The organism is Ensifer sp. 38_S197, from assembly GCF_056924495.1.
In genome coordinates this window covers 289,747-307,999 of record NZ_JBXOVZ010000001.1, presented here as the reverse complement: position 1 = coordinate 307,999, position 18,253 = coordinate 289,747, and the positions used below count along the sequence as shown (strand labels likewise).

The following is an 18,253-nucleotide window of genomic DNA, read 5'->3' as shown; positions in this document are numbered from 1 at the left end:
TAGTAAATAAGACTGGTAGGCGTCGTCCCCGAAAACTCGGAGCCGGAACCCCGGACGATGGCTGTCTTCCGGAAAAGCGGCATCGCCCCTTCGGTTCGATCGGTTTGAGGGCGCAATATACGTCGCTGTCGCGACGTGCCTGAAAGCTTCGGAGAATGTCGTGGCGATCATGTTTGTCAGAGCGCAGGTGATCAGCAGGGGAGCGGGACGCAGCATCGTCTCGGCCGCTGCCTACCGCCATCGCGCCCGGATGACGGACGAACAGGCCGGGACGTCCTTCAGCTACCGTGGCGGTGCGTCGGAGCTGGTGCATGAGGAACTGGCGCTGCCGGACCAGATACCTGCCTGGCTGAAGAGAACAGTCGACGACAAGACCGTGGCGGCGGCCAGCGAGGCGTTCTGGAATACGGTGGATGCGTTCGAAAAGCGGTCGGACGCGCAGCTTGCGCGGGAGTTGATCATCGCGCTGCCCGAGGAGCTGACACGGGCGGAGAATATCGCGCTGGTGCGCGAGTTCGTCCGAGACAATTTGACGTCGAAGGGCATGGTCGCTGACTGGGTCTATCACGACAAGGACGGCAATCCGCATATCCACCTGATGACGGCGCTCAGGCCTCTTACGGAGGAGGGGTTTGGGCCGAAGAAGGTGCCGGTCCTGGGCGACGACGGAAAGCCGTTGCGTGTCGTCACACCGAACCGGCCGAACGGCAAAATCGTCTACAAGCTTTGGGCCGGCGACAAGGAAACCATGAAGGCATGGAAGGTCGCGTGGGCGGAAACGGTCAACCGCCGCCTGGCGCTGGCCGGCCATGAGATCCGTCTCGACGGCCGCTCCTATGCTGAGCAAGGCCTCGATGGGATCGCGCAGAAACACCTCGGCCCGGAGAAGGCGGCGCTCGCGCGCAAGGGTGTCGAGATGTATTTCGCGCCCGCCGATCTGGCGCGGCGGCAGGCGATGGTCGACCGGCTGCTCGCGGATCCTGCGCTTCTCCTCAAACAGCTCGGCAACGAACGTTCCACCTTTGACGAGCGCGAAATCGCCAAGGCGCTGCACCGCTATGTCGATGATCCAGTGGACTTCGCCAATATCCGCGCGCGGCTCATGGCTTCGGACGACCTGGTGCTGCTGAAGGCGCAGCAGATCGACACCCAAACGGGCAAGGTGACAGAGCCGGCGGTGTTCACAACGCGGCGGATCCTGCGCATCGAATATGACATGGCGCAGTCAGCCGAGGTTCTGTCGATGCGAAAGGGCTTCGGCGTCTCCGGTGCCAAGGCCGCCGCCGCCGTCCGAAGCGTCGAAACGGCCGATCCGGAAAAATCCTTCAGGTTCGATGCGGAACAGGTCGATGCGGTACGTCATGTCACGCGCGATAATGCCATCGCGGCGGTCGTGGGGCTTGCCGGCGCCGGTAAGTCGACACTGCTTTCGGCGGCTCGCGTCGCATGGGAAAGCGACGGCCGACGGGTGATCGGCGCGGCCCTTGCCGGCAAGGCCGCGGAAGGGCTGGAGGACAGTTCCGGGATCCGGTCGCGTACGCTGGCGTCCTGGGAGCTTGCCTGGGCCGGGGGGCGCGAAACACTGGAGGGCGGCGATGTCCTCGTCATCGATGAGGCCGGCATGGTGTCATCGCAGCAGATGGCGCGTATCCTCAGGGCCGTGGAGGACGCAGGCGCAAAAGCCGTACTGGTCGGCGACGCGATGCAACTGCAGCCGATCCAGGCGGGTGCGGCGTTTCGGGCAATCACCGAACGGATCGGCTTCGCAGAACTTGCCGGCGTGCGGCGGCAGCGCGATGTCTGGGCGCGCGATGCTTCCCGTCTCTTCGCGCGCGGCAAGGTCGAAGAGGGCCTTGATGCCTACGCGCAGAGGGGCTGCATTGTTGAGACCGAAACCCGGGGCGAGATCATCGACCGCATCGTTGCCGATTGGGCCGATGCTCGCCGTGACCTGCTTCAGAAATCTGCCGTGGGCGAGCATCCGGGACGTCTTCGTGGCGACGAACTGCTTGTGCTTGCTCACACCAACGATGACGTCAGAAAGCTGAACGAGGCCTTGCGCAAGGTCATGATCGACCAGGGCGCACTGACAGGTGGGCGCCAATTCCGAACTGAACGTGGGCTTCGTGAGTTTGCCGCGGGCGACCGGGTGATCTTCCTCGAAAACGCCCGCTTCCTTGAACCTCGAGCAAAGCGGCTTGGTCCACAATATGTGAAGAATGGCATGCTTGGCACGGTCGTTTCATCCGGCGACAAACGCGCAGACGCGCTGTTGACGGTGCATCTCGACAATGGCCGGGACGTCTTGATCAGCGAGAATAGCTACAGCAATGTCGATCACGGCTACGCCGCGACAATTCACAAATCTCAAGGCTCGACCATCGACCGAACTTTCGTGCTCGCCACCGGAATGATGGACCAGCATCTGACCTATGTGGCGATGACCAGGCATCGTAACCGCGCCGATCTCTACGTGGCGCGTGAGAACTTCGAACCGAAGCCGCAGTGGAGGCGTAGCGCACGTGTTGACCATGCAGCCGGCGTCACCGGTGAAATGATGGATACGGGGTTGGCCAAGTTCCGTCCGCAAGATGAAGATGCCAAGGAAAGCCCCTACGCCGATGTGAGGACGGATGACGGAACCATCCATCGACTTTGGGGCGTGAGCCTGCCGAAGGCACTCGAGGAGGGTGGGATCGGGACCGGTGATACTGTGATGCTCCGCAAGGATGGCGTCGAAACGGTCACGGTAAGGGTGCCCGTCACTGATGAAAAAACCGGCAAGAAGCGTCTCGAGGAACGTCAGGTCGAACGCAACGTCTGGACTGCAACCCAAATCGAAACTGTCGATGCGCGCAAGGCTAGGATCGAACGGGAAAGCCGTCGGCCGCTTGTGTTCAGAAAGCTTGTTGAGCGCCTCGGGCGATCCGGCGCCAAGACGACGACGCTCGATTTCGAAAGCAAGGAAGGCTATCGGGAGCATGTCCTTGATTTTGCCAAGCGGCGTGGCATCGACACGCTGGCGCGGGCCGCTGCGGAATTGGAAGAGGGCGCGGCGCGACGGTTGGCGTGGCTTGCGGAGAAGCGGTCGCGGTTGGCGAAGCTTTGGGAGCGGGCGAGCATTGCGCTCGATTTTGCGATCGAACGGGAACGGAGCGTCTCGTACAGCGAGGAGCGCAGAGTATCCTTGGTTGCCGGCATCCCGTTGGCCGGAAACTATTTGATCCCACCCGCCATCGAATTCTCCCGCAGCGTTGAAGAGGATGCGCGTCTCGCGCAACTCGCCTCGCAACCGTGGAAGGAGCGGGAGGAAATACTCCGGCCATTGCTGCAGAAAATCTATCGCGACCCGGATGGCGCGCTGTCGGCCCTCAACGCTCTGGTATCAGGCGCTGGCGTCGAGCCGCGCAAGATTGCCGAAGATATTGGCCTTGCACCCGAACGCCTTGGCCGATTGCGCGGCTCTGACCGCGCAGTCGATGGCCGCGCCGCTCGAAACGAGCGCAACGAAGCCATGGCCACCTTATCGGAGCTGCTGACTTTGGCGCGCGGGCATGCAACCGAGTTCCGCAGGCAGACGGAGCGCTTCGCCAGCCGCGAGCAGCAGCGGCGCGCTCATATGGCATTGTCCATTCCCGCGCTTTCGAAAAAGGCGATGTCGCGTCTCGTCGAAGTCGAGGCGGTCCGGGAGCGCGGCGGGGTTGATGCCTACAAGACGGCGTTCGCCTATGCCGCTGAGGACCGTTTGCTGGTGCAGGAGGTCAAGGCCGTCAACGAGGCGTTGACCTCACGCTTTGGCTGGTCTGCATTCACCGCCAGGGCCGATCCGATCGCCGAACGAAATGTTGAAGAGCGCATGCCGGAAAACCTCGCCACTGAGCACCGTGAAAAACTGGTGCGCCTGTTCGAGGTCATCAGGCGTTTTAGCGACGAGCAGCATCTCGCAGAAAAGCAGGATCGCTCGAAAATCGTTGCCGGCGCAAGCATCGAGTTCGGAAAGGAGGTCGTGCCCGTGTTGCTGCCCATGCTTGCCGCCGTCACGGAGTTCAAGACACCCGCCGCCGATGAAGCACGCGAAAGGGCGCTTGCCGCCCCCTATTACAATCATCATCGCGCCGCGCTCATGGATGCAGCGACGCGCATTTGGCGCGATCCGGCCGGCGCGGTCGCCAAAATCGAGGAGCTTGTCGCAAAGGGTTTTGCCGGCGAGCGGATTGCCGCAGCCGTCACCAACGATCCGGCCGCCTATGGGGGGCTGCGTGGCTCCGGTCGCCTAATGGACAAGTTGCTTGCTCCCGGCCGGGAGCGGAAGGCTGCGCTTCAGGGCGTGTCGGAAGCAGCAAGCTGTGTCCGTTCTCTCGGAGCGTCTTATGCCGCGGCGTTTGAGGCCGGGACCAAGGCTATCGTTGCAGAGCGCCGGCGTATGGCGGTCGCCATTCCCGGCCTATCGCGGAAGGCTGAGGATACGCTGCGGAAGTTGACGGCAAGGATGAAGAAGAAGAGTGGGGGGCTCGACGTTGCTGCGGGTTTGACCGATCCGACCGTCGCCCAAGAATTCGTCGCCGTCAGCCGGGCGCTCGACGAGCGCTTCGGCCGCAACGCGTTCCTGCGTGGGAACAGGGACGTTTTCAACTTTGTGTCGACAGCGCAACGGAATGCATTCGAGGCGATGCAGGAGAAGTTGAAGGTTCTTCAGCAGATCGTGCGGGCAGATAGCGGCCAGAAGATCGTTTCCGAGCGCCAACGACAGGCGGTCAATCGGGGTCGTGGTGTCGAGCGGTAGAGGCAATTCAAAGAGCTTCATCCACTCAGCTGTCTCGGCAGCCGTTCTTGCCGCCTGGCGCGGCATCAACATCCCTCAAAGAGTCGCGGCAGTTCGTCGCGCGAGGCGGTGATAATTGAAAGCGTCATGGCAGCCCACTGCTCTTCGACACTGAAATATTTCTGTTGCTCTTGTTGCCACCGCGCGGCGGCCGCAGCGCGATTATTCCGATGACATCGTCACCAGCTTTAGCCTTTTATCCGCCTGGCGCAAAAAGTCAGGAGCTCTATATTGGAGCCTGACGCCGATCAGCAATCCTCGAGACCTCACCGCGATCTCGCTAACCAATGGCTAAGCGCCTATTGCTGTCGAGCTTGCGCCACTCTTTCAAGGCGCCGTCTACGAAGCCAGCTTATAGGTCGTTCAGCTAAATCTTGATAACCGGATGATTTGCTCGCGTGTCGGCGAGCGCGTTCGATTCAAGCCGTTCCAGCATCGCCTCGTAAGCTCGGGCGGGGACCCAATAGAATGCCGGTTCATTTCTGCTGAGGATCGCGACCGGCGCGCCTCCGCCAGCTGCTACCGTGCCCAGAGGGCTCTTCTTCAGTTCCGATACGCTGGCCGTTACCTCTGCCAAGACAACGTGCGCCATATGAGCGCTCCTTGATTAGGTGCCCTGATTAGCGCCGTTTAGGGTCTTCTAGCAAGGTAGTCTCGCAGCCTTGCGATATCGTGTTTCATCAGCGCCCCCTTTGCTGGCAGGCACGCAGCGCAGAGCGTCGGGAGCCACCGCCAGCGACGATACACAGGTGGCCGAGCGGGTGAAATGGCGATGAAGGGAGCGAGTTGCTCCGCAGACCGAACCGAAGAGCGGGGTTGGAATAATCCGATGACGTTTCTCCGTTGGCAGCAATACGGTGCAAGTACACGCTCCGGTTTATCAATCAGGTGATAGAATTCTACGGAAAAAAACCTTTGACAGACACGGCACCGGGCCGGCCGGGTGCCACCCAACGTCTTTACCTGTGAATTCCGGTAGCGCGGCCAAGGTTACCTGCAAAAGCGTCCAGATACCGTAAAAGGCGAGGGTGTCCTGCGCGTCTATCCGAAAATGCAAGCCCTCGTCCGTCGGCCTCAGCGTCACGCGTGCGTCGCCGAAGTCCAGCGACCGATCGACCCCCGTGGCGCCGATCGGGCTCCAGTATTCGCGGTAACGGGCGAAGACTTCGCTTACGCCCTGTTCCGCATTCTGGAGTGCTACGAACGCTTCTGCGGTATGCTTGTACATCGGCACTCCTTGCTGCAAATCCTCGCGTGCATTGAGTTATCAATTTCGGCTCTCGGCTGCTTCGCCACCTTGGTCCTGCACGCTCGTGGCACGGTTTTCGATACAGATCGCTGATGTATGACAACTCATACGTGCGATATTCATGCACGCTTTGGTCGAGCGCTCGACTACTAATTCTATTAGTCGCCTAAGCGCGGAAACTCGTGTCCAGTGGTCTGAAGCAGGTTTTCTTCGGAGAATGGAGATGGAGATACTAGCTGTGCCGGCCGCAGCGCGCGGAGAATTTGCTGACTTGATCGACTCGATGCATCGGCTGCGTGCGCGAGTCTTTGGCGACAGACTGGACTGGGATGTAGACATAAGGGACGATCGTGAGGCCGATGCTTACGATCAGTTCAATCCCACCTATATCCTGGCCGTTTCTACCACAGGTGCAGTGGCGGGCTGCGCGAGGCTCCTCCCCGCTACCGGGCCGACGATGCTCGCCAATACATTTCCGCAGCTCCTCTCATCGCGACGGCTCGACGCCCATGCAGGCATGGTCGAAAGCTCGCGCTTTTGCGTCGACACGGCGCTCGTCGAGGGCAGGACAGGGGGAGTTCTCCATGGGACGACGCTTGAGATGTTCGCCGGCATCATCGAGTGGTCGATGGCGAACGGCTATTATGAAATCGTCACGGCAACGGACCTGCGGTTCGAGCGCATTTTGAAACGCGCCGGCTGGCCGATGCAACGTCTTGGTCGGCCATCTCCCATCGGCAGCACGATGGCCGTAGCAGGCGTGCTTCCTGCCGACGCCGCGAGCCTTAATAGAATTCGCGCTGCTGCCTGTCGCCAGGAACACATGTGCACCACAACTTCGCTGCTTGGGGCAGCACGGCGTGAAACGGCGCCTTCTGCCGATTTAGCGCAACCGGCCACACCGCCTACAGAGGACGATGCAGGTCCTCACGAGGGATCAAATCACAACTGATGCTGCGCAAATAGAGGAGAGGTCTTTGAATTCCGCGCGACCGCTGATCCTGATCGGTTCGACCGATGCGGATTACTATCTGCTACTCGTCCACATCCTGGAATCCGAGGGATATCAGGTCATTCTTGGTTCCGGGGTCGAGGAGATCGTCCATTTTGCAGGCGAGTACGATGTCGGAGCCATTCTTCTTGATTGTCGATCGGGAGAAGATTGGGCTCCCGCAGCCTGTGTAAAGCTGAAGCAGGAGCCGCGCACATTCGGGATTACGACGGTCGGGTTGATTGGCCCCGGTGCGGAAAGTCGGTTTATTGATCTGCTGAAGGCCGGGATTGACGAGAATTTCGTAAGACCGATCACTCCCTCCAAGCTGCTCAGCTTCCTACGCGACCGTATCCTCCTTCCGCAAGTGTCGGGTCCGATGGCGAGCGACGGTCATATCCTCGTCTACGCAGGAATTGAACTGAATACCAACAGGCACAGCGTCAGGCGTCTCGGCATCAACGTCCACTTGGGACCGATCGAATTCCGGCTGCTGCAGTTTCTGATGGAGAACCATGAGCAGGCGTGCAGTCGCGCACAACTCATTGAAGCTGGTTGGCCCGAGCGCCGTTTCGTCGATGTCAAGACGGTGAATGTTCATATCGGACGACTGCGCAAGGCGCTGAGCGTGACCGGCGGCTCTGATCTCATCCGCACGGTTCGATCGTCCGGCTACATGCTCGATGGTTCCAGTCAGGAACGTTCCCAGTACAACCCGGCTCGGCCGGGCGAAGGGCCTGGCGACTAGGACAGCACCCCGGTTGACGAAAGGAACAGCTGTCATGGATCTGGTAATCCGAAATGGAGGTCTCATCACTGGCGACGGCAAGACGTTTCACAAGCGGGCTGCCGTATATGTCCGGAAGGGACGGATCATAGGTGTCGACGCCGCCGCAGGCGCTGAAATCGCGGCGCGAGAAACCATCGATGCTGGCGGCGGCATCATTATGCCAGGTATCATCAATGCACATGCGCACGGCTGTATTCGGGGGCCTTCCATGCCGAGCGGCTCGAAGCCATTTGAAGGCGAGGATGTTGCCTATTTCCGGAACCGCCATCTTCTTCAGGGAACAACGACCCTTTTGAACGTCTGCGGCCTGGCCATGGCCGACGAAATAGATGTCGACGGCGTAGAACCTCATGCCATGGATATCCGCGTTTCCACGGCTCACACTCCGAAAAATATCGAGGCGGCGCTTATGGTCGACGGCAAGGGACTCTCAGCACGGCACCTGAGCGCGACGACAGATGGCCTGTTGGCCTCCGGCGCGGTCGCGCTTGGCGAGGCAGGTGGCGGGCAGACACTGGGTGGTGGTGCGCAAGAATACAGGTTCATCCCGCAAGCGTTCCTGCAGGAGTTCGGGGTCGAAGTGACACCCGCAGCCGCGAGGCGCTTGAAGAACGCCGTCCTTGGCCGCTATCTCGATCCGGCAGACGGCCTATCGAATTTAAAACTGACCGACGAGTTGGAGCGTTGCGGTCTTTCCGGGGTCGCCGAAGCGGATCGTGTTCGCGACATCATTACGCGATCGGTGATGCCTTCGGTTGCCCTCTCGCTGGACGGATTCGATGAAATCGCACGCGAAGCCGAGCGGTTCGGGTACCCCGCGATCTTCCACAATGCGGCACCTTCTGCGAAGCGGCTGATTGCCGCGGTCGAGAAGCACCCGAAGGCACGTTTCGTCGCCGGTCATAGCAATCACCCGAGCTTCCTCCCGGACGAGGCAGTCTCGATTGCCCAGAACCTGAGAGAAAAAGGGGCTATCATCGATGTTTCGACACTGGATTGTATCGGGACGCGCTGGCGCAACGATCCCTCCAACCTCGACGCACTGATCGATGCGGGCTGTGTCGATACGATTTCGACCGATTTTGCCGGCGGGCATTGGGATGGAATTCTTGAAGCGATCCAGCGAATGGTCAGAAAGAAGCAATTGTCTGCGGCGGAAGCGGTTGCCCTTGCGACCGGGAATGTCGCGCGTGTCTTCACTCAAATGGCCGGTGACCGCGGACTGATTGAAAAAGGCAAGCGCGCAGACCTGATCGTTGTCGACCACCTTAATCTGAGCCGGGTCAGGCATGTCGTGATCGCAGGCCGTATAGTCGTCAGGAATGGCCGGCTTATCTGACGGCCTCAGCCGGAGATGGCTCTCGCGTCGACTCCGATAGTGTTTGCCTGCGGCTGCAGCTCTGAGATGTCGGCGCGGGATACGATCCCCTTGACACAGAGGGCAGTGGTCGGGGTTTCAGTCGATCAATCGCATCCTGAGGCGCTGGAGGAGGGGGACCACATCTCCTTTTTTTAGCGTTTCAAAAGCCTCAAGGACAGTATTTTGCGCCCTGGGGGAAAGCTTGCCCCTCGTCGCTGCCGAGAACTTATTGATGAGATGCTCCCAGTCTAAGGGGCGCGCCTTGTCCCCGCGTGGCGAGGTCACCTTGGAAGTGATCGATTTGCCATTGGTCATTCGTAGGCATATCTGCGCAAGGGTCTCAGTCGGAAAACGGGCGTCGATCTCAGGATTGACTGAGACACAAACCTTGCGGGCGAATTCGATGAGGTCCGGTCTGTCCAGCTGCGCACTACCGACCGGCGCCAGCGCCGCAGCTCCATCGACAACAGCAATCGCCATGCAATAAGGCAGACTGTATTGGATCTCCGTCAATGTATTGGGAGACACGGTGTTTGAAAGTCGGAGAGCCCATTGAAAAGTCTGCACTTCGATTGATGCGATTTGTTCGGTCCTGATGTCAGCAACTTCCGAAAGCGCCACAAAGGCATCAAGAGCGGGATGGATGTAGCGGCAGCAGGAATAGGGTTTGAAATAGACCCTCGAGATCTCAGCTGGATCACCCAAGTCCGCGATGATGCTCGGCCGGTCGAAGTGCGACGCATGATCGAGCAAATCTTGCGGCCCGGTAAATCCCCGCTCCGCGAGGTGCAATGCGGTTAGGCCCGTCACGACACTCCAGGGAATACCCTCCTTGACGTCGTTCCCGGTGAGGTTGGCATAGCCGGAGCTGCCGTTTGCCTCCTGGTTTGGTGCGAGCACTCCGGCCACAGCGAGTGCGTGTGCGAGTGCCGGGGGATCGGTTCTGTAGAGGCGGCCGGCCGTGGCCGCGGCAGCATAGCCGGTCCAACGTCCCGACTGTCGGCTTTTGATCGCTTGCGGGTTCTGCGCCACGGCGATGCGAATTCCGATCTCGTATCCGAGAGCGATTGCGGTCAGGAGATCATCGGCGGATGAACCAATCGCAGATGCCACGGAGAGTGCTACGGGTATCACAGCCGCACCGGGATGACCGCGCGCGGCGCGATGGCCGTCGTCGAAATCGAGTGCAGAGGCTGACGCAGCGTTACAGACTGCCGCAGCAGTGACCCCGAGACATTCGCCCGTAAACCAGACTGAAGCCCGGCCGCTTCCAAAATCGTGCCGGGCGACGGCGCGCATTACACGGGCACTCGGAACATCGCAGCCGACGACGTAGGCGGTGACTGCATCCACAATACAGCAAGTGGCACTTAGCCTCAGATCGGGCGGCAGAGCATCGGAAGGATAATTCGCCAGATACTCTGCAAGGATCTCGGTGACATACATCCGCCCCCTCCGTGAAGCTTAGGCTGCCGAGCGTCAGTTCGTGCTAGATGAGTGGACGGATGACGCCGTGCCCCCACCTGGCGAGAACCAGGTTTCGTAAACATGAGCGGCGACGTAAAGATCCAGCATAGGCAACCCAACGCACGTGATGAGGATCGGGAATTCCGATCCGCCGCCCGCGTCACAGAAATCCTTTAAGTTCATGACACCGAGCGCTGGGCCAAGCTGCTCCAATGTCGATCCCTTGCGTGAGAAATAGAGCGCCAGGCTTTGCGAGTTTCGCCGCGACACCATCGAAACGTCATCGCAGAGCGCCAGTCCGGACCGAAGAACTTTTTGGATATGGCCGGATGGAGTCTCGTCTCCCCCAAGATGCAGAACAACCGCGTTTGGGCAAACCTCTGCGCTCTCAAACACCGGTGCGCTGGCATTGGTAGCGGTGATGACAAACCGGCAACCACGCAGCCTCTTATTATCCGCGACAGCCTCAAGCCGAATTCGAGGTGACTGTCTGTGTCTTTTAACGAGTTGGCGCGCGGAAGCGCCTGAACGGCTGCGCACGAATATCTTCGAGACGATGCCGGCTCCGAAATGATCGAGCACTCTGATGATCTGCTCGGCAATGGGGCCCGCTCCAAAGAGGAAAACAGAGAGTTCTTCTGTTTTGGGGAAGAAAAGTTCAAGCGCCATTGAGGCATAGGTTGCCGTTCTTGCGGCAGAGATATCGGTTCCGTCCATCACGCAAAGCGGGCGCAGCGTGAAGCTGTCTAGCAGCAGGATCGTCGACGTCGAACGCGGCTGACCCAGGCGACGGTTTATCGCATTGGCACCGACCACCTTCACGGCGGCGTATCTGCCACCGACGCTGGAGAGCGCAGAGAGCTTCCAGCCCAATCGCTCGCCTTGCAACGTATCGCGGTACGCTTCAAACTGGGGTTCGTTCCACAGGGCGGCTTCGGGAAAGGATAGGACAGATTTCAGCCCATGGGCCTGGCCCAAGCGGATGTCGGACCAAGCTGCGGTGGCGGCATCGTGGAGAGCGGATGCCTCGAGACAGACGCCGAGGCGCTTCATTTCCGCAAGTGAAATGTATCTGGGTGTGCTCTCCATCGCCGTTCTCCGTGGAATTGTCGACGCCATGCGACCGGGAGCAATTTCACATCTGGAACGGAGGGATTAAAGGAAAGGTTGGGATACATTTTTGTCGTCTTTAAATGAACGACTTTTGCCGCTGAGCCGAGAGCCGAACCGGCTTGGCGATTTCGCGCTGCGGGAAGGGAAGCGGAATTCGCGTCGTTCGGATCGTCACGAACGGATACTTCGTCGACAAGATCCGCTACTTGCAGTCCCGCTATTTCCGATCGCTGCCGCCGGCCGGAGGCAAACGCGGTCAGAAGCAGCGCCCGGTCGCGCAGATCGACCAGGCGCACGCCGGCCCAGGCCTGCAGCAGTATTGCGAGAATGTCGACCGTGACGGCCTTCTTGCTTTTGCGTGTCGCTTTCGGGCGTTCAAAAGTGAGAAGTCGCGACTGTGTCAATAATTGCGCAAGGATTGTTATTGTGGCATGCCGTGACGCACATCCGGAGGTGTGGCATGAACGTTTCCATTGGTGAGCGCTGGGAAGCCTTTGTATCTGACATCGTGAAGGACGGCCGTTACGGCTCCGCGAGCGAAGTGGTGCGCGAAGGCCTGCGTCTGGTCGAGGAACGCGAACAGAAGCTGAGGGCTCTGAGCAGCCTCCTCAACAAGTCGATTGCCGAGGGCGCGGTGAAGTGTCCGATGCTGATATTGACGCGGCGCTGGAGGCCAAAGCCGCACAACTGACCAAGGAAGGCTTCTAAGCGTTCCGCAGCTTCGTATGCTGCCTTCGGCTCACTGATCTGGTCAATATCCTCGAATACATCACCCGCCAAAGCGGCAGCTTGGTCGCTGGCCGCCGTTTTGTGGGGGAACTTCGGCAAAAGTGCCGCAGACTTGCCGACCTCCCTGGCACGCTCGGCCGATCGCGAACGGAATTGCGGGCCGATATCCGCAGTTCGGCGCACAAGGGGTATGTCATCTTCTTCCGCTACGTCGATGACCGTTTTGAGGTAGTCAACATCATCGAGGAACACCGCGACATCGATGAGCTGTTTTCCTCGACCGACATGGACGAGTGCCATCCTGGCTGCCTGTCAGGGCTGTCCGTGCGACCGCGCTTTTCGCGCAGACGCCGCGTTAGATATAAACTTCGCTCAGTGTAATCTCGGAGTACATACTCGCGCCCGCCAGCCGCTGCTTCAAGGCCAACACCGGCCGGCCATGGGCGCTATCGTCTCTCGTGGTCGTCTTGGCGCGGCCGAGGCGGATCGACGGGTAGATGAGGAGCGGCGCACGAAGCCGCGACACATGGCGGGATAGGGATGGGAGCGGCCGCGGCAGCATTTGCAAATCACTTCGTCCGGAGCGTGCCTCAATTGCTTTGCACATATCGCTCGTCGATCTGCGCCGAAGACGCTAGATGCGTGCGTAAGCGAGTGGCCAGGGAATTTAAGCCTTTGTTCAAGCTCGGCGGGTCGCCGCGACGGCGGCAATCGCCGATCGCTCGACTAAGTGCGCTACCTCTGGTCATTGAAAATGATCCGGGCCGACGTCCTTGGCACTGCCGCCCTGGCATCTCATCAGATTGACAAATATGCTACTGAGTAGCAACTTAGGCTCAAAGGAGATAAGCTGATGAGTGTGAAATCGTCGATCTCGCTTTCCGACCAGCAGGATTCGTTTGCCCGTTCGCTGGTGGAGAGCGGTCGGTATTCCAGCATGAGTTCCGTTCTTCAACATGGCCTGGAACTGCTTCGCCAAAAAAACGAAACTGAGGCCGTCGAAACGGCAGCGCTCCGCGAATTGGTCCAGCGGCGATTGAACGGACCAATGATTTCTGCGACGGAAATGGAAAGCCGCGTCGCGGCAATGATTGAGCGGAAGCGACGGGTTGCTGGTGTGGACTCTTGAATATTCTGAGGATGCCGAACGCGATTTCGAGTTGATCTTCGATCATCTGTTCGACGCCTATGTCGAACTTGGGGATGCGCCTGACGAGGCGGTGGAGCGTACTGCCGAACGAATTCGCAAACTGCGTGTTGAAATCGATCGTCTCGTCGAGACGCCCTTTATCGGGACTCTTCGCCCCGATATTCATCCCGGAATCCGGTTTCTTCGGCGGGACAAGGCGGCTATTTGGTTTCTTCCGTTGGAGCATAGCCGCGCAATCGTTGTCGCGGCAATTTTCTATGGCGCGCAGGACCACATCAGAAATATGCTCGCGCGCATGCTGGCGGGGTAAGATTCCTACAGCCCCGAGGCCTTCGTCAGATTGACCCTAAATCGGTCGCGTCGGCGGTGGTACCTGCGGTTCATTTCCGCACGCGCATGGCCAAGCTGCTTTTGCACGTGGCGCTCGTCGACTTCGGCCGACGAGGCCAAGCCGGCGCGCAGCGAATGACTGGAGAATTTGGCTGCCCGCACGCCTTCGCTGAGGTCGCTATGCAGGCCAGGGGGAAGGACCGTGGGGACTCCCGTCCCCAAGGTGTTGATTTGCGGTTGCAGGCTTAGCTTGCGAACAAAATGCGTCATGTCGGTATATGCCGGTATCAGCTGACCAATACGCGAAGGAGCGTCCGGAGCGATCCCGCCTTATCCAGCGCGTACACGTTATCAATGGCTTCGCAAGCACCGCTGTCTCCCACGACCGGGCTCGCAAGTCGCAAGAACTTACCCTCGAGAGCCGATTTCTGCATGGGGTTACTTGCCTCTCCCTCCGCAACGTCCACGTGCCTTTCGAAACTTTGCCCGTCGCGCAACTGTAACCAAGCGCTTGCGGCGTGAGCGCCTCGAGGCGAGGCGTGGCTGGTATGTGGCCTGAGCTCGATACTGTCTTGAAACCGCCCGGCGATCTCGTCATGAAGCCAATCATCCACGAACCAGTCGGGACCGGGCTCGACGCCGAATACGGCCATGGCTATGGCGTGCGGTGCGCTGAACTGTGCTGCCCACATGTCCCGTGGACGCACTTTGCTAAATGGCGGTTCGCACACGATCGGAGGTGCGGTCACGACCAGCTTGGCATGCAAGCCGTCGGCGGGATCAATGCCGGCCATCCGGACGACGTCGCGGCTGGCCTGGACACTGCTTTGGATGAGCCGGCAGCAACTGAATGGCTTGAAGCCAACCCGGAGAATTTCGTAGGAGGCCCCCAAACCTTTGGTCAATTTATCGAAACGGCACTCGTCGGCGCCCGCCATCCGCCAGAAACCCGTCTCACCCTCGAAGACATCCAAAGGCCCCTCGTAGCCGGCAGCGGCAAGGCGCGCGGCCAAGACGCCCATTTGCGCGGCCATGCCGAAGTTGTTCTTCGCCATCGAAGGCGTGCCTCCGTAGACGGTCTTCATGACGGACGCCACTGGCGCATTCGCAGCAGCGATCGCGATCGCATGCGCCGCTCGTCCGGCGTCGAGACGCATGAGTCTCGCGGCCGCGGCTGCTGCACCGAATATCTGCCAAGTCCCATGGCCGTGAATGGCCTTTCTGGGCTGGACGTGAGCAAGTGAGATGCCAACGCGGCAACTCACCTCATAGCCGATGATCACGGCCTCAAGGAATTCTGTGCCTGAAGACTTCATGTGCTCAGCGACCGATAAGGCTGCCGCAATCACCGTGGCTCCGGGATGGCCCTTCTCGTAGATGTCGTCGAAGTCGAGCGCATTGATCAAAGTTGCCTTGACGAAGGCGGCAGCCGCCGGTTCGGCACAGCCACTGCCAGGTCCGCCGGAGGAGGGTGCGACCTGGCTGTCCGTCCGCAGTACCTCCAGCATGCCAGCCATCGGCAGCTTATGCCCGCCGAACAGGCAGCCAAGGGAGTCCAGGAGGCAGAGCTTGCCCTTGTCGATGACGTCGCCTGGAACACGAGCGAGTGCTTCCTCGGCGATATAGCTGCCGAGCGTTTGCGTGATGAAAGCAGTCATATCTGGTGTCCGATTACCCGATGATGGCGATTGGCGGTCCATTTTCAGGGGAGCGTTGTCTACGTGCTACTAGAAGAAATTGGTGCCCCGAAGGTCTGCACCGGCGAGCTGCAGGAGGAATTGCAACGCTCACTGCGGCTGCAACCTCGGTTGACGCGTGCCTGATCAACAAACGAAACCTTGTGCGACGCGGCGGGAATGAGCTTGCGAACTGCTGCCACACGGTCGAGATCGAGGTGTGCGGAAACCACGCCGACCTGATCGACGGCGCGGGCTATGACCTGTCCCCAGGGGTCGCAGACGAGAGAGTTGCCGTAGGTGAAACGGCGGTCTCCGTCCGCTGCAGTGTAGCCTCCCCACTGACCACAGGCGACGAAATAGACCTGGTGCTCGATCGCGCGTGCACGGCAGAGCACTTCCCAGTGGTCCTTTCCCGTCTGTAACGTGAAGGCCGCGGGCAGAATGACCACATCGACGCCGGCGTCTGCAAGCGCATCAAAGAGCCGGGGGAAGCGAAGGTCGTAGCAGATCGCACAGCCGATCCTGAAACCGCCGGATTCGTAGACGAACAGGCTTTCTCCAGGCGCAACGGTGGCGGATTCTCGATACATCTTGCCATCTGGCGCCTCGATGTCGAACAGGTGAACTTTGCGGTAGCGGCCGACCTCGTTACCTTCTGGGTCAAAGACGACCGTTGTGTTGTAGATCTTCGAACTTCCATCGACCCTTTCGAGCAAGCTGCCGCCATGGATCCAGACCTTTTGCCGGGAGGCGAACGCCTGCAACATGCGATAGGCGTCGCCGCCCGGCATATGATCAGCCGCCGCCAGTTTTTCCGCCACCGCGCCGCCGGACCAGTCGAAATGTTCCGGGAGAACGATGAGATCCGGTGTATCGCGTGCGATTGCCTGCAGCATCAGGCTCTCGGCCGCGCGCAAATTGCTGTCGCGGTCGGGCTGGGAGTTCATCTGGACGAGGGAAATCTTCATTACACGATCCGATCCAATTCGAAGATGGAATGGCCCGCCTCAAGGTAGGGCCGGAGCTTAAGGGAGCGCTGTTGGCGCTCGAGGGCAGTCTCGGCGATGCAGCGAACATCGGCGGGATCGGCAACGAAGACACCCTCCGTATCAGCTAAGACCGCATGCCCGGGCAGCACGGCCGCCCCGCCGCAGGCTACCGGGACGTTGATCGCGCCACCGATCAGGTGCCGGCGGCTGGTTGTCTTGGACGAGACTCCGCGACACCAGACCGGGAAGCGGCTGGCGCGGATCTCCTCGATGTCGGTGCAAGGACCATCGACGATAATGGCGACGGCGCCACGCGCTCGGGCAGCAGCAACGACACCGCCGCCGACGCAGGCAACGTCGTCCCGGTCGACCCGGGAGATGACGAGCACATCTCCCGGGCGGAGCAGATCGATTGCCGTGTAGATGACGGCTCCATCGCGGCCGGGCGCGGCGACCGTGACTGCCGTTCCAATTGCCTTGGCCGGAAAGATCGGCGCAATTCCTGCCCCAACAAATCCAAGATATTCGAAGTGGCCGATGGTTGCGGTTTCGACTCCCTCAAGCAGGGTTCGCAGTGCGTCCGGTATCGCTTCCGGCTGTTTTTCAATCTTGTAAGGCTGGGACATCGATGAGACTCCGATCTGCCCTGTGGTTCACAAATCAGACCGGGCGCTCGCCGGATGTCGTCGTCCGATGCATAATCCGGATCGTGTTCGGGTCGAATGAATCGCGCCGATGCATCGTGCAACGGTTGTCCCACATCACGATGTCGCCCACGCTCCATTTTTGGACGAAGACTTCAGGCGTGTTGGTGGTGTGCTCCCAAAGCCTTGAGATCAGGTCGTTGCTTTCATCGAGCGGTATGCCGACGATCCACGCCCCCTCCGACGTCCCACCAAGATAAAGCGCTTTGCGGCCCGTCTCGCCGTGGGTTCTGACCAGCGGATGAACGACGCCGCTCCATTCGCGAAAATCCGCGCTCGTCGGTTCGCCTTTCCCGAGGCGCAACTTGCCCGTCTTGTCGTAGACGTTCTGGAAGAAGATCTGCCGCCCCTCAACAGCCCTGCGCAGCTCCTCGGGGAGCGTTTCGAAAGCCTGGTAGGTCGACAGAAAATACGTGTCTCCGCCGGAAGGGGGAACCTCGATCGCCCTGAGGATGGCGCCGGCGGGCGGGCGCTCGTAGAACCATGTGTCCGTGTGCCACGTCGCCTCGCTGTTACCGAGAGCGCCGCTCGGCTTGCCGTCCTTCATCACATTGCTGATCACCAGGATTTCGCGATGGATCGGGTGTCCGCCTTCCTGCATTTGCTTGGGATGGATGACGAAATCCCCGAAGTGACGGGAGAAGTCGACCTGCTGCTGGTCTGTGATATCGGTCGCCCGAAAGCGGATGACGCCATATTGCAGCCAGTAGGATCGAACCGCCGCAATGTCTGCGTCGTCGTAGCCGGAAAAATCGAAACCGACGATATCTGCGCAGACGTTGCTGTCATTCTGGATTGCCGAAACTTTTGTTTTCATGTGTGTCTTTCGCCTCCGTGTGGGAAGATCCCGGGCTCGGGATCACATTGAGCTTAGCGGAGT

15 protein-coding genes and 3 pseudogenes are annotated in these 18,253 nt (G+C 60.0%); 8 read left to right on the top strand and 10 right to left on the bottom strand.

Annotated elements, in window-relative coordinates; translation table 11 throughout:
* Nucleotides 1–160: 160 nt before the first annotated feature.
* Nucleotides 161–4,783 carry a Ti-type conjugative transfer relaxase TraA gene (gene traA, locus AC1Z3V_RS01260; RefSeq protein WP_483496759.1) on the top strand — a complete coding sequence of 1,541 codons (4,623 nt, stop codon included), beginning with the start codon at nucleotides 161–163 and terminating at the stop codon, nucleotides 4,781–4,783.
* 406 nt (nucleotides 4,784–5,189) lie between these two features.
* Here the strand turns inward: traA and AC1Z3V_RS01255 are convergent, their stop codons facing one another.
* Nucleotides 5,190–5,414 (bottom strand): type II toxin-antitoxin system Phd/YefM family antitoxin, encoded by a 225-nt coding sequence (locus AC1Z3V_RS01255; RefSeq protein ID WP_483496758.1) that lies wholly within the window; start codon nucleotides 5,412–5,414, stop codon nucleotides 5,190–5,192.
* 288 nt (nucleotides 5,415–5,702) lie between these two features.
* On the bottom strand, nucleotides 5,703–6,050 hold the full coding sequence (gene rctB, locus AC1Z3V_RS01250; protein WP_483496757.1) for an SMa0974 family conjugal transfer regulator: 348 nt from the start codon (nucleotides 6,048–6,050) through the stop codon (nucleotides 5,703–5,705).
* Nucleotides 6,051–6,294: 244 nt separating this feature from the next.
* Here rctB and traI point away from each other — a divergent pair.
* The 3 genes and pseudogenes from traI to AC1Z3V_RS01235 all read left to right on the top strand — a co-directional run.
* A pseudogene (traI, locus tag AC1Z3V_RS01245) lies at nucleotides 6,295–6,885 on the top strand (acyl-homoserine-lactone synthase); the annotation flags it as partial.
* A 163-nt stretch (nucleotides 6,886–7,048) separates the two neighbouring features.
* Entirely contained in the window at nucleotides 7,049–7,810 is a 762-nt protein-coding gene (locus AC1Z3V_RS01240; RefSeq protein ID WP_483496756.1) for a winged helix-turn-helix transcriptional regulator, read from the top strand.
* Nucleotides 7,811–7,844: 34 nt separating this feature from the next.
* A complete protein-coding gene (locus tag AC1Z3V_RS01235) occupies nucleotides 7,845–9,191 on the top strand; it encodes an amidohydrolase family protein (protein WP_483496755.1) in 1,347 nt (448 codons plus the stop codon).
* Between the two features lie 117 nt (nucleotides 9,192–9,308).
* Here the strand turns inward: AC1Z3V_RS01235 and AC1Z3V_RS01230 are convergent, their stop codons facing one another.
* The 3 genes and pseudogenes from AC1Z3V_RS01230 to AC1Z3V_RS01220 all read right to left on the bottom strand — a co-directional run.
* Entirely contained in the window at nucleotides 9,309–10,658 is a 1,350-nt protein-coding gene (locus tag AC1Z3V_RS01230) for an MmgE/PrpD family protein (protein WP_483496753.1), read from the bottom strand.
* Between the two features lie 33 nt (nucleotides 10,659–10,691).
* Nucleotides 10,692–11,768, bottom strand: coding sequence for an ornithine cyclodeaminase (locus tag AC1Z3V_RS01225; protein ID WP_483496752.1), 1,077 nt, complete (start codon nucleotides 11,766–11,768; stop codon nucleotides 10,692–10,694).
* Nucleotides 11,769–11,946: 178 nt separating this feature from the next.
* Nucleotides 11,947–12,166, bottom strand: a pseudogene (locus AC1Z3V_RS01220) (integrase); the annotation flags it as partial.
* An 86-nt stretch (nucleotides 12,167–12,252) separates the two neighbouring features.
* On the opposite strand from AC1Z3V_RS01220, the gene AC1Z3V_RS01215 reads away from it, so the two are divergent.
* The 4 genes from AC1Z3V_RS01215 to AC1Z3V_RS01200 all read left to right on the top strand — a co-directional run bounded on the left by AC1Z3V_RS01215 (nucleotide 12,253) and on the right by AC1Z3V_RS01200 (nucleotide 13,981).
* Nucleotides 12,253–12,483 carry a type II toxin-antitoxin system ParD family antitoxin gene (locus tag AC1Z3V_RS01215; protein WP_483496750.1) on the top strand — a complete coding sequence of 77 codons (231 nt, stop codon included), beginning with the start codon at nucleotides 12,253–12,255 and terminating at the stop codon, nucleotides 12,481–12,483.
* Nucleotides 12,484–12,581: 98 nt separating this feature from the next.
* Entirely contained in the window at nucleotides 12,582–12,902 is a 321-nt protein-coding gene (locus tag AC1Z3V_RS01210) for a type II toxin-antitoxin system RelE/ParE family toxin (RefSeq protein WP_483496749.1), read from the top strand.
* Nucleotides 12,903–13,374: 472 nt separating this feature from the next.
* Nucleotides 13,375–13,650: a type II toxin-antitoxin system ParD family antitoxin gene (locus tag AC1Z3V_RS01205; protein WP_483496748.1), complete on the top strand. Its 276-nt coding sequence runs from the start codon at nucleotides 13,375–13,377 to the stop codon at nucleotides 13,648–13,650.
* On the top strand, nucleotides 13,631–13,981 hold the full coding sequence (locus tag AC1Z3V_RS01200; protein ID WP_483496747.1) for a type II toxin-antitoxin system RelE/ParE family toxin: 351 nt from the start codon (nucleotides 13,631–13,633) through the stop codon (nucleotides 13,979–13,981). Before AC1Z3V_RS01205 ends, AC1Z3V_RS01200 begins: the two co-directional genes overlap by 20 nt.
* 5 nt (nucleotides 13,982–13,986) lie before the next feature.
* On the opposite strand, the pseudogene AC1Z3V_RS01195 reads toward AC1Z3V_RS01200, so the two are convergent.
* The 5 genes and pseudogenes from AC1Z3V_RS01195 to AC1Z3V_RS01175 all read right to left on the bottom strand — a co-directional run.
* A pseudogene (locus AC1Z3V_RS01195) lies at nucleotides 13,987–14,184 on the bottom strand (integrase); the annotation flags it as partial.
* A 104-nt stretch (nucleotides 14,185–14,288) separates the two neighbouring features.
* Nucleotides 14,289–15,659, bottom strand: a complete 1,371-nt coding sequence (locus AC1Z3V_RS01190; protein WP_483496746.1) for an MmgE/PrpD family protein — start codon at nucleotides 15,657–15,659, stop codon at nucleotides 14,289–14,291.
* A 59-nt stretch (nucleotides 15,660–15,718) separates the two neighbouring features.
* On the bottom strand, nucleotides 15,719–16,648 hold the full coding sequence (locus AC1Z3V_RS01185) for a carbon-nitrogen hydrolase family protein (protein WP_483496744.1): 930 nt from the start codon (nucleotides 16,646–16,648) through the stop codon (nucleotides 15,719–15,721).
* Nucleotides 16,648–17,295 carry an RraA family protein gene (locus AC1Z3V_RS01180; RefSeq protein WP_483496743.1) on the bottom strand — a complete coding sequence of 216 codons (648 nt, stop codon included), beginning with the start codon at nucleotides 17,293–17,295 and terminating at the stop codon, nucleotides 16,648–16,650. The genes AC1Z3V_RS01185 and AC1Z3V_RS01180 overlap by 1 nt, the downstream gene beginning before the upstream one ends.
* 34 nt (nucleotides 17,296–17,329) lie before the next feature.
* Nucleotides 17,330–18,190 carry a TauD/TfdA dioxygenase family protein gene (locus AC1Z3V_RS01175; protein WP_483496742.1) on the bottom strand — a complete coding sequence of 287 codons (861 nt, stop codon included), beginning with the start codon at nucleotides 18,188–18,190 and terminating at the stop codon, nucleotides 17,330–17,332.
* Between the last annotated feature and the right edge of the window lie 63 nt (nucleotides 18,191–18,253).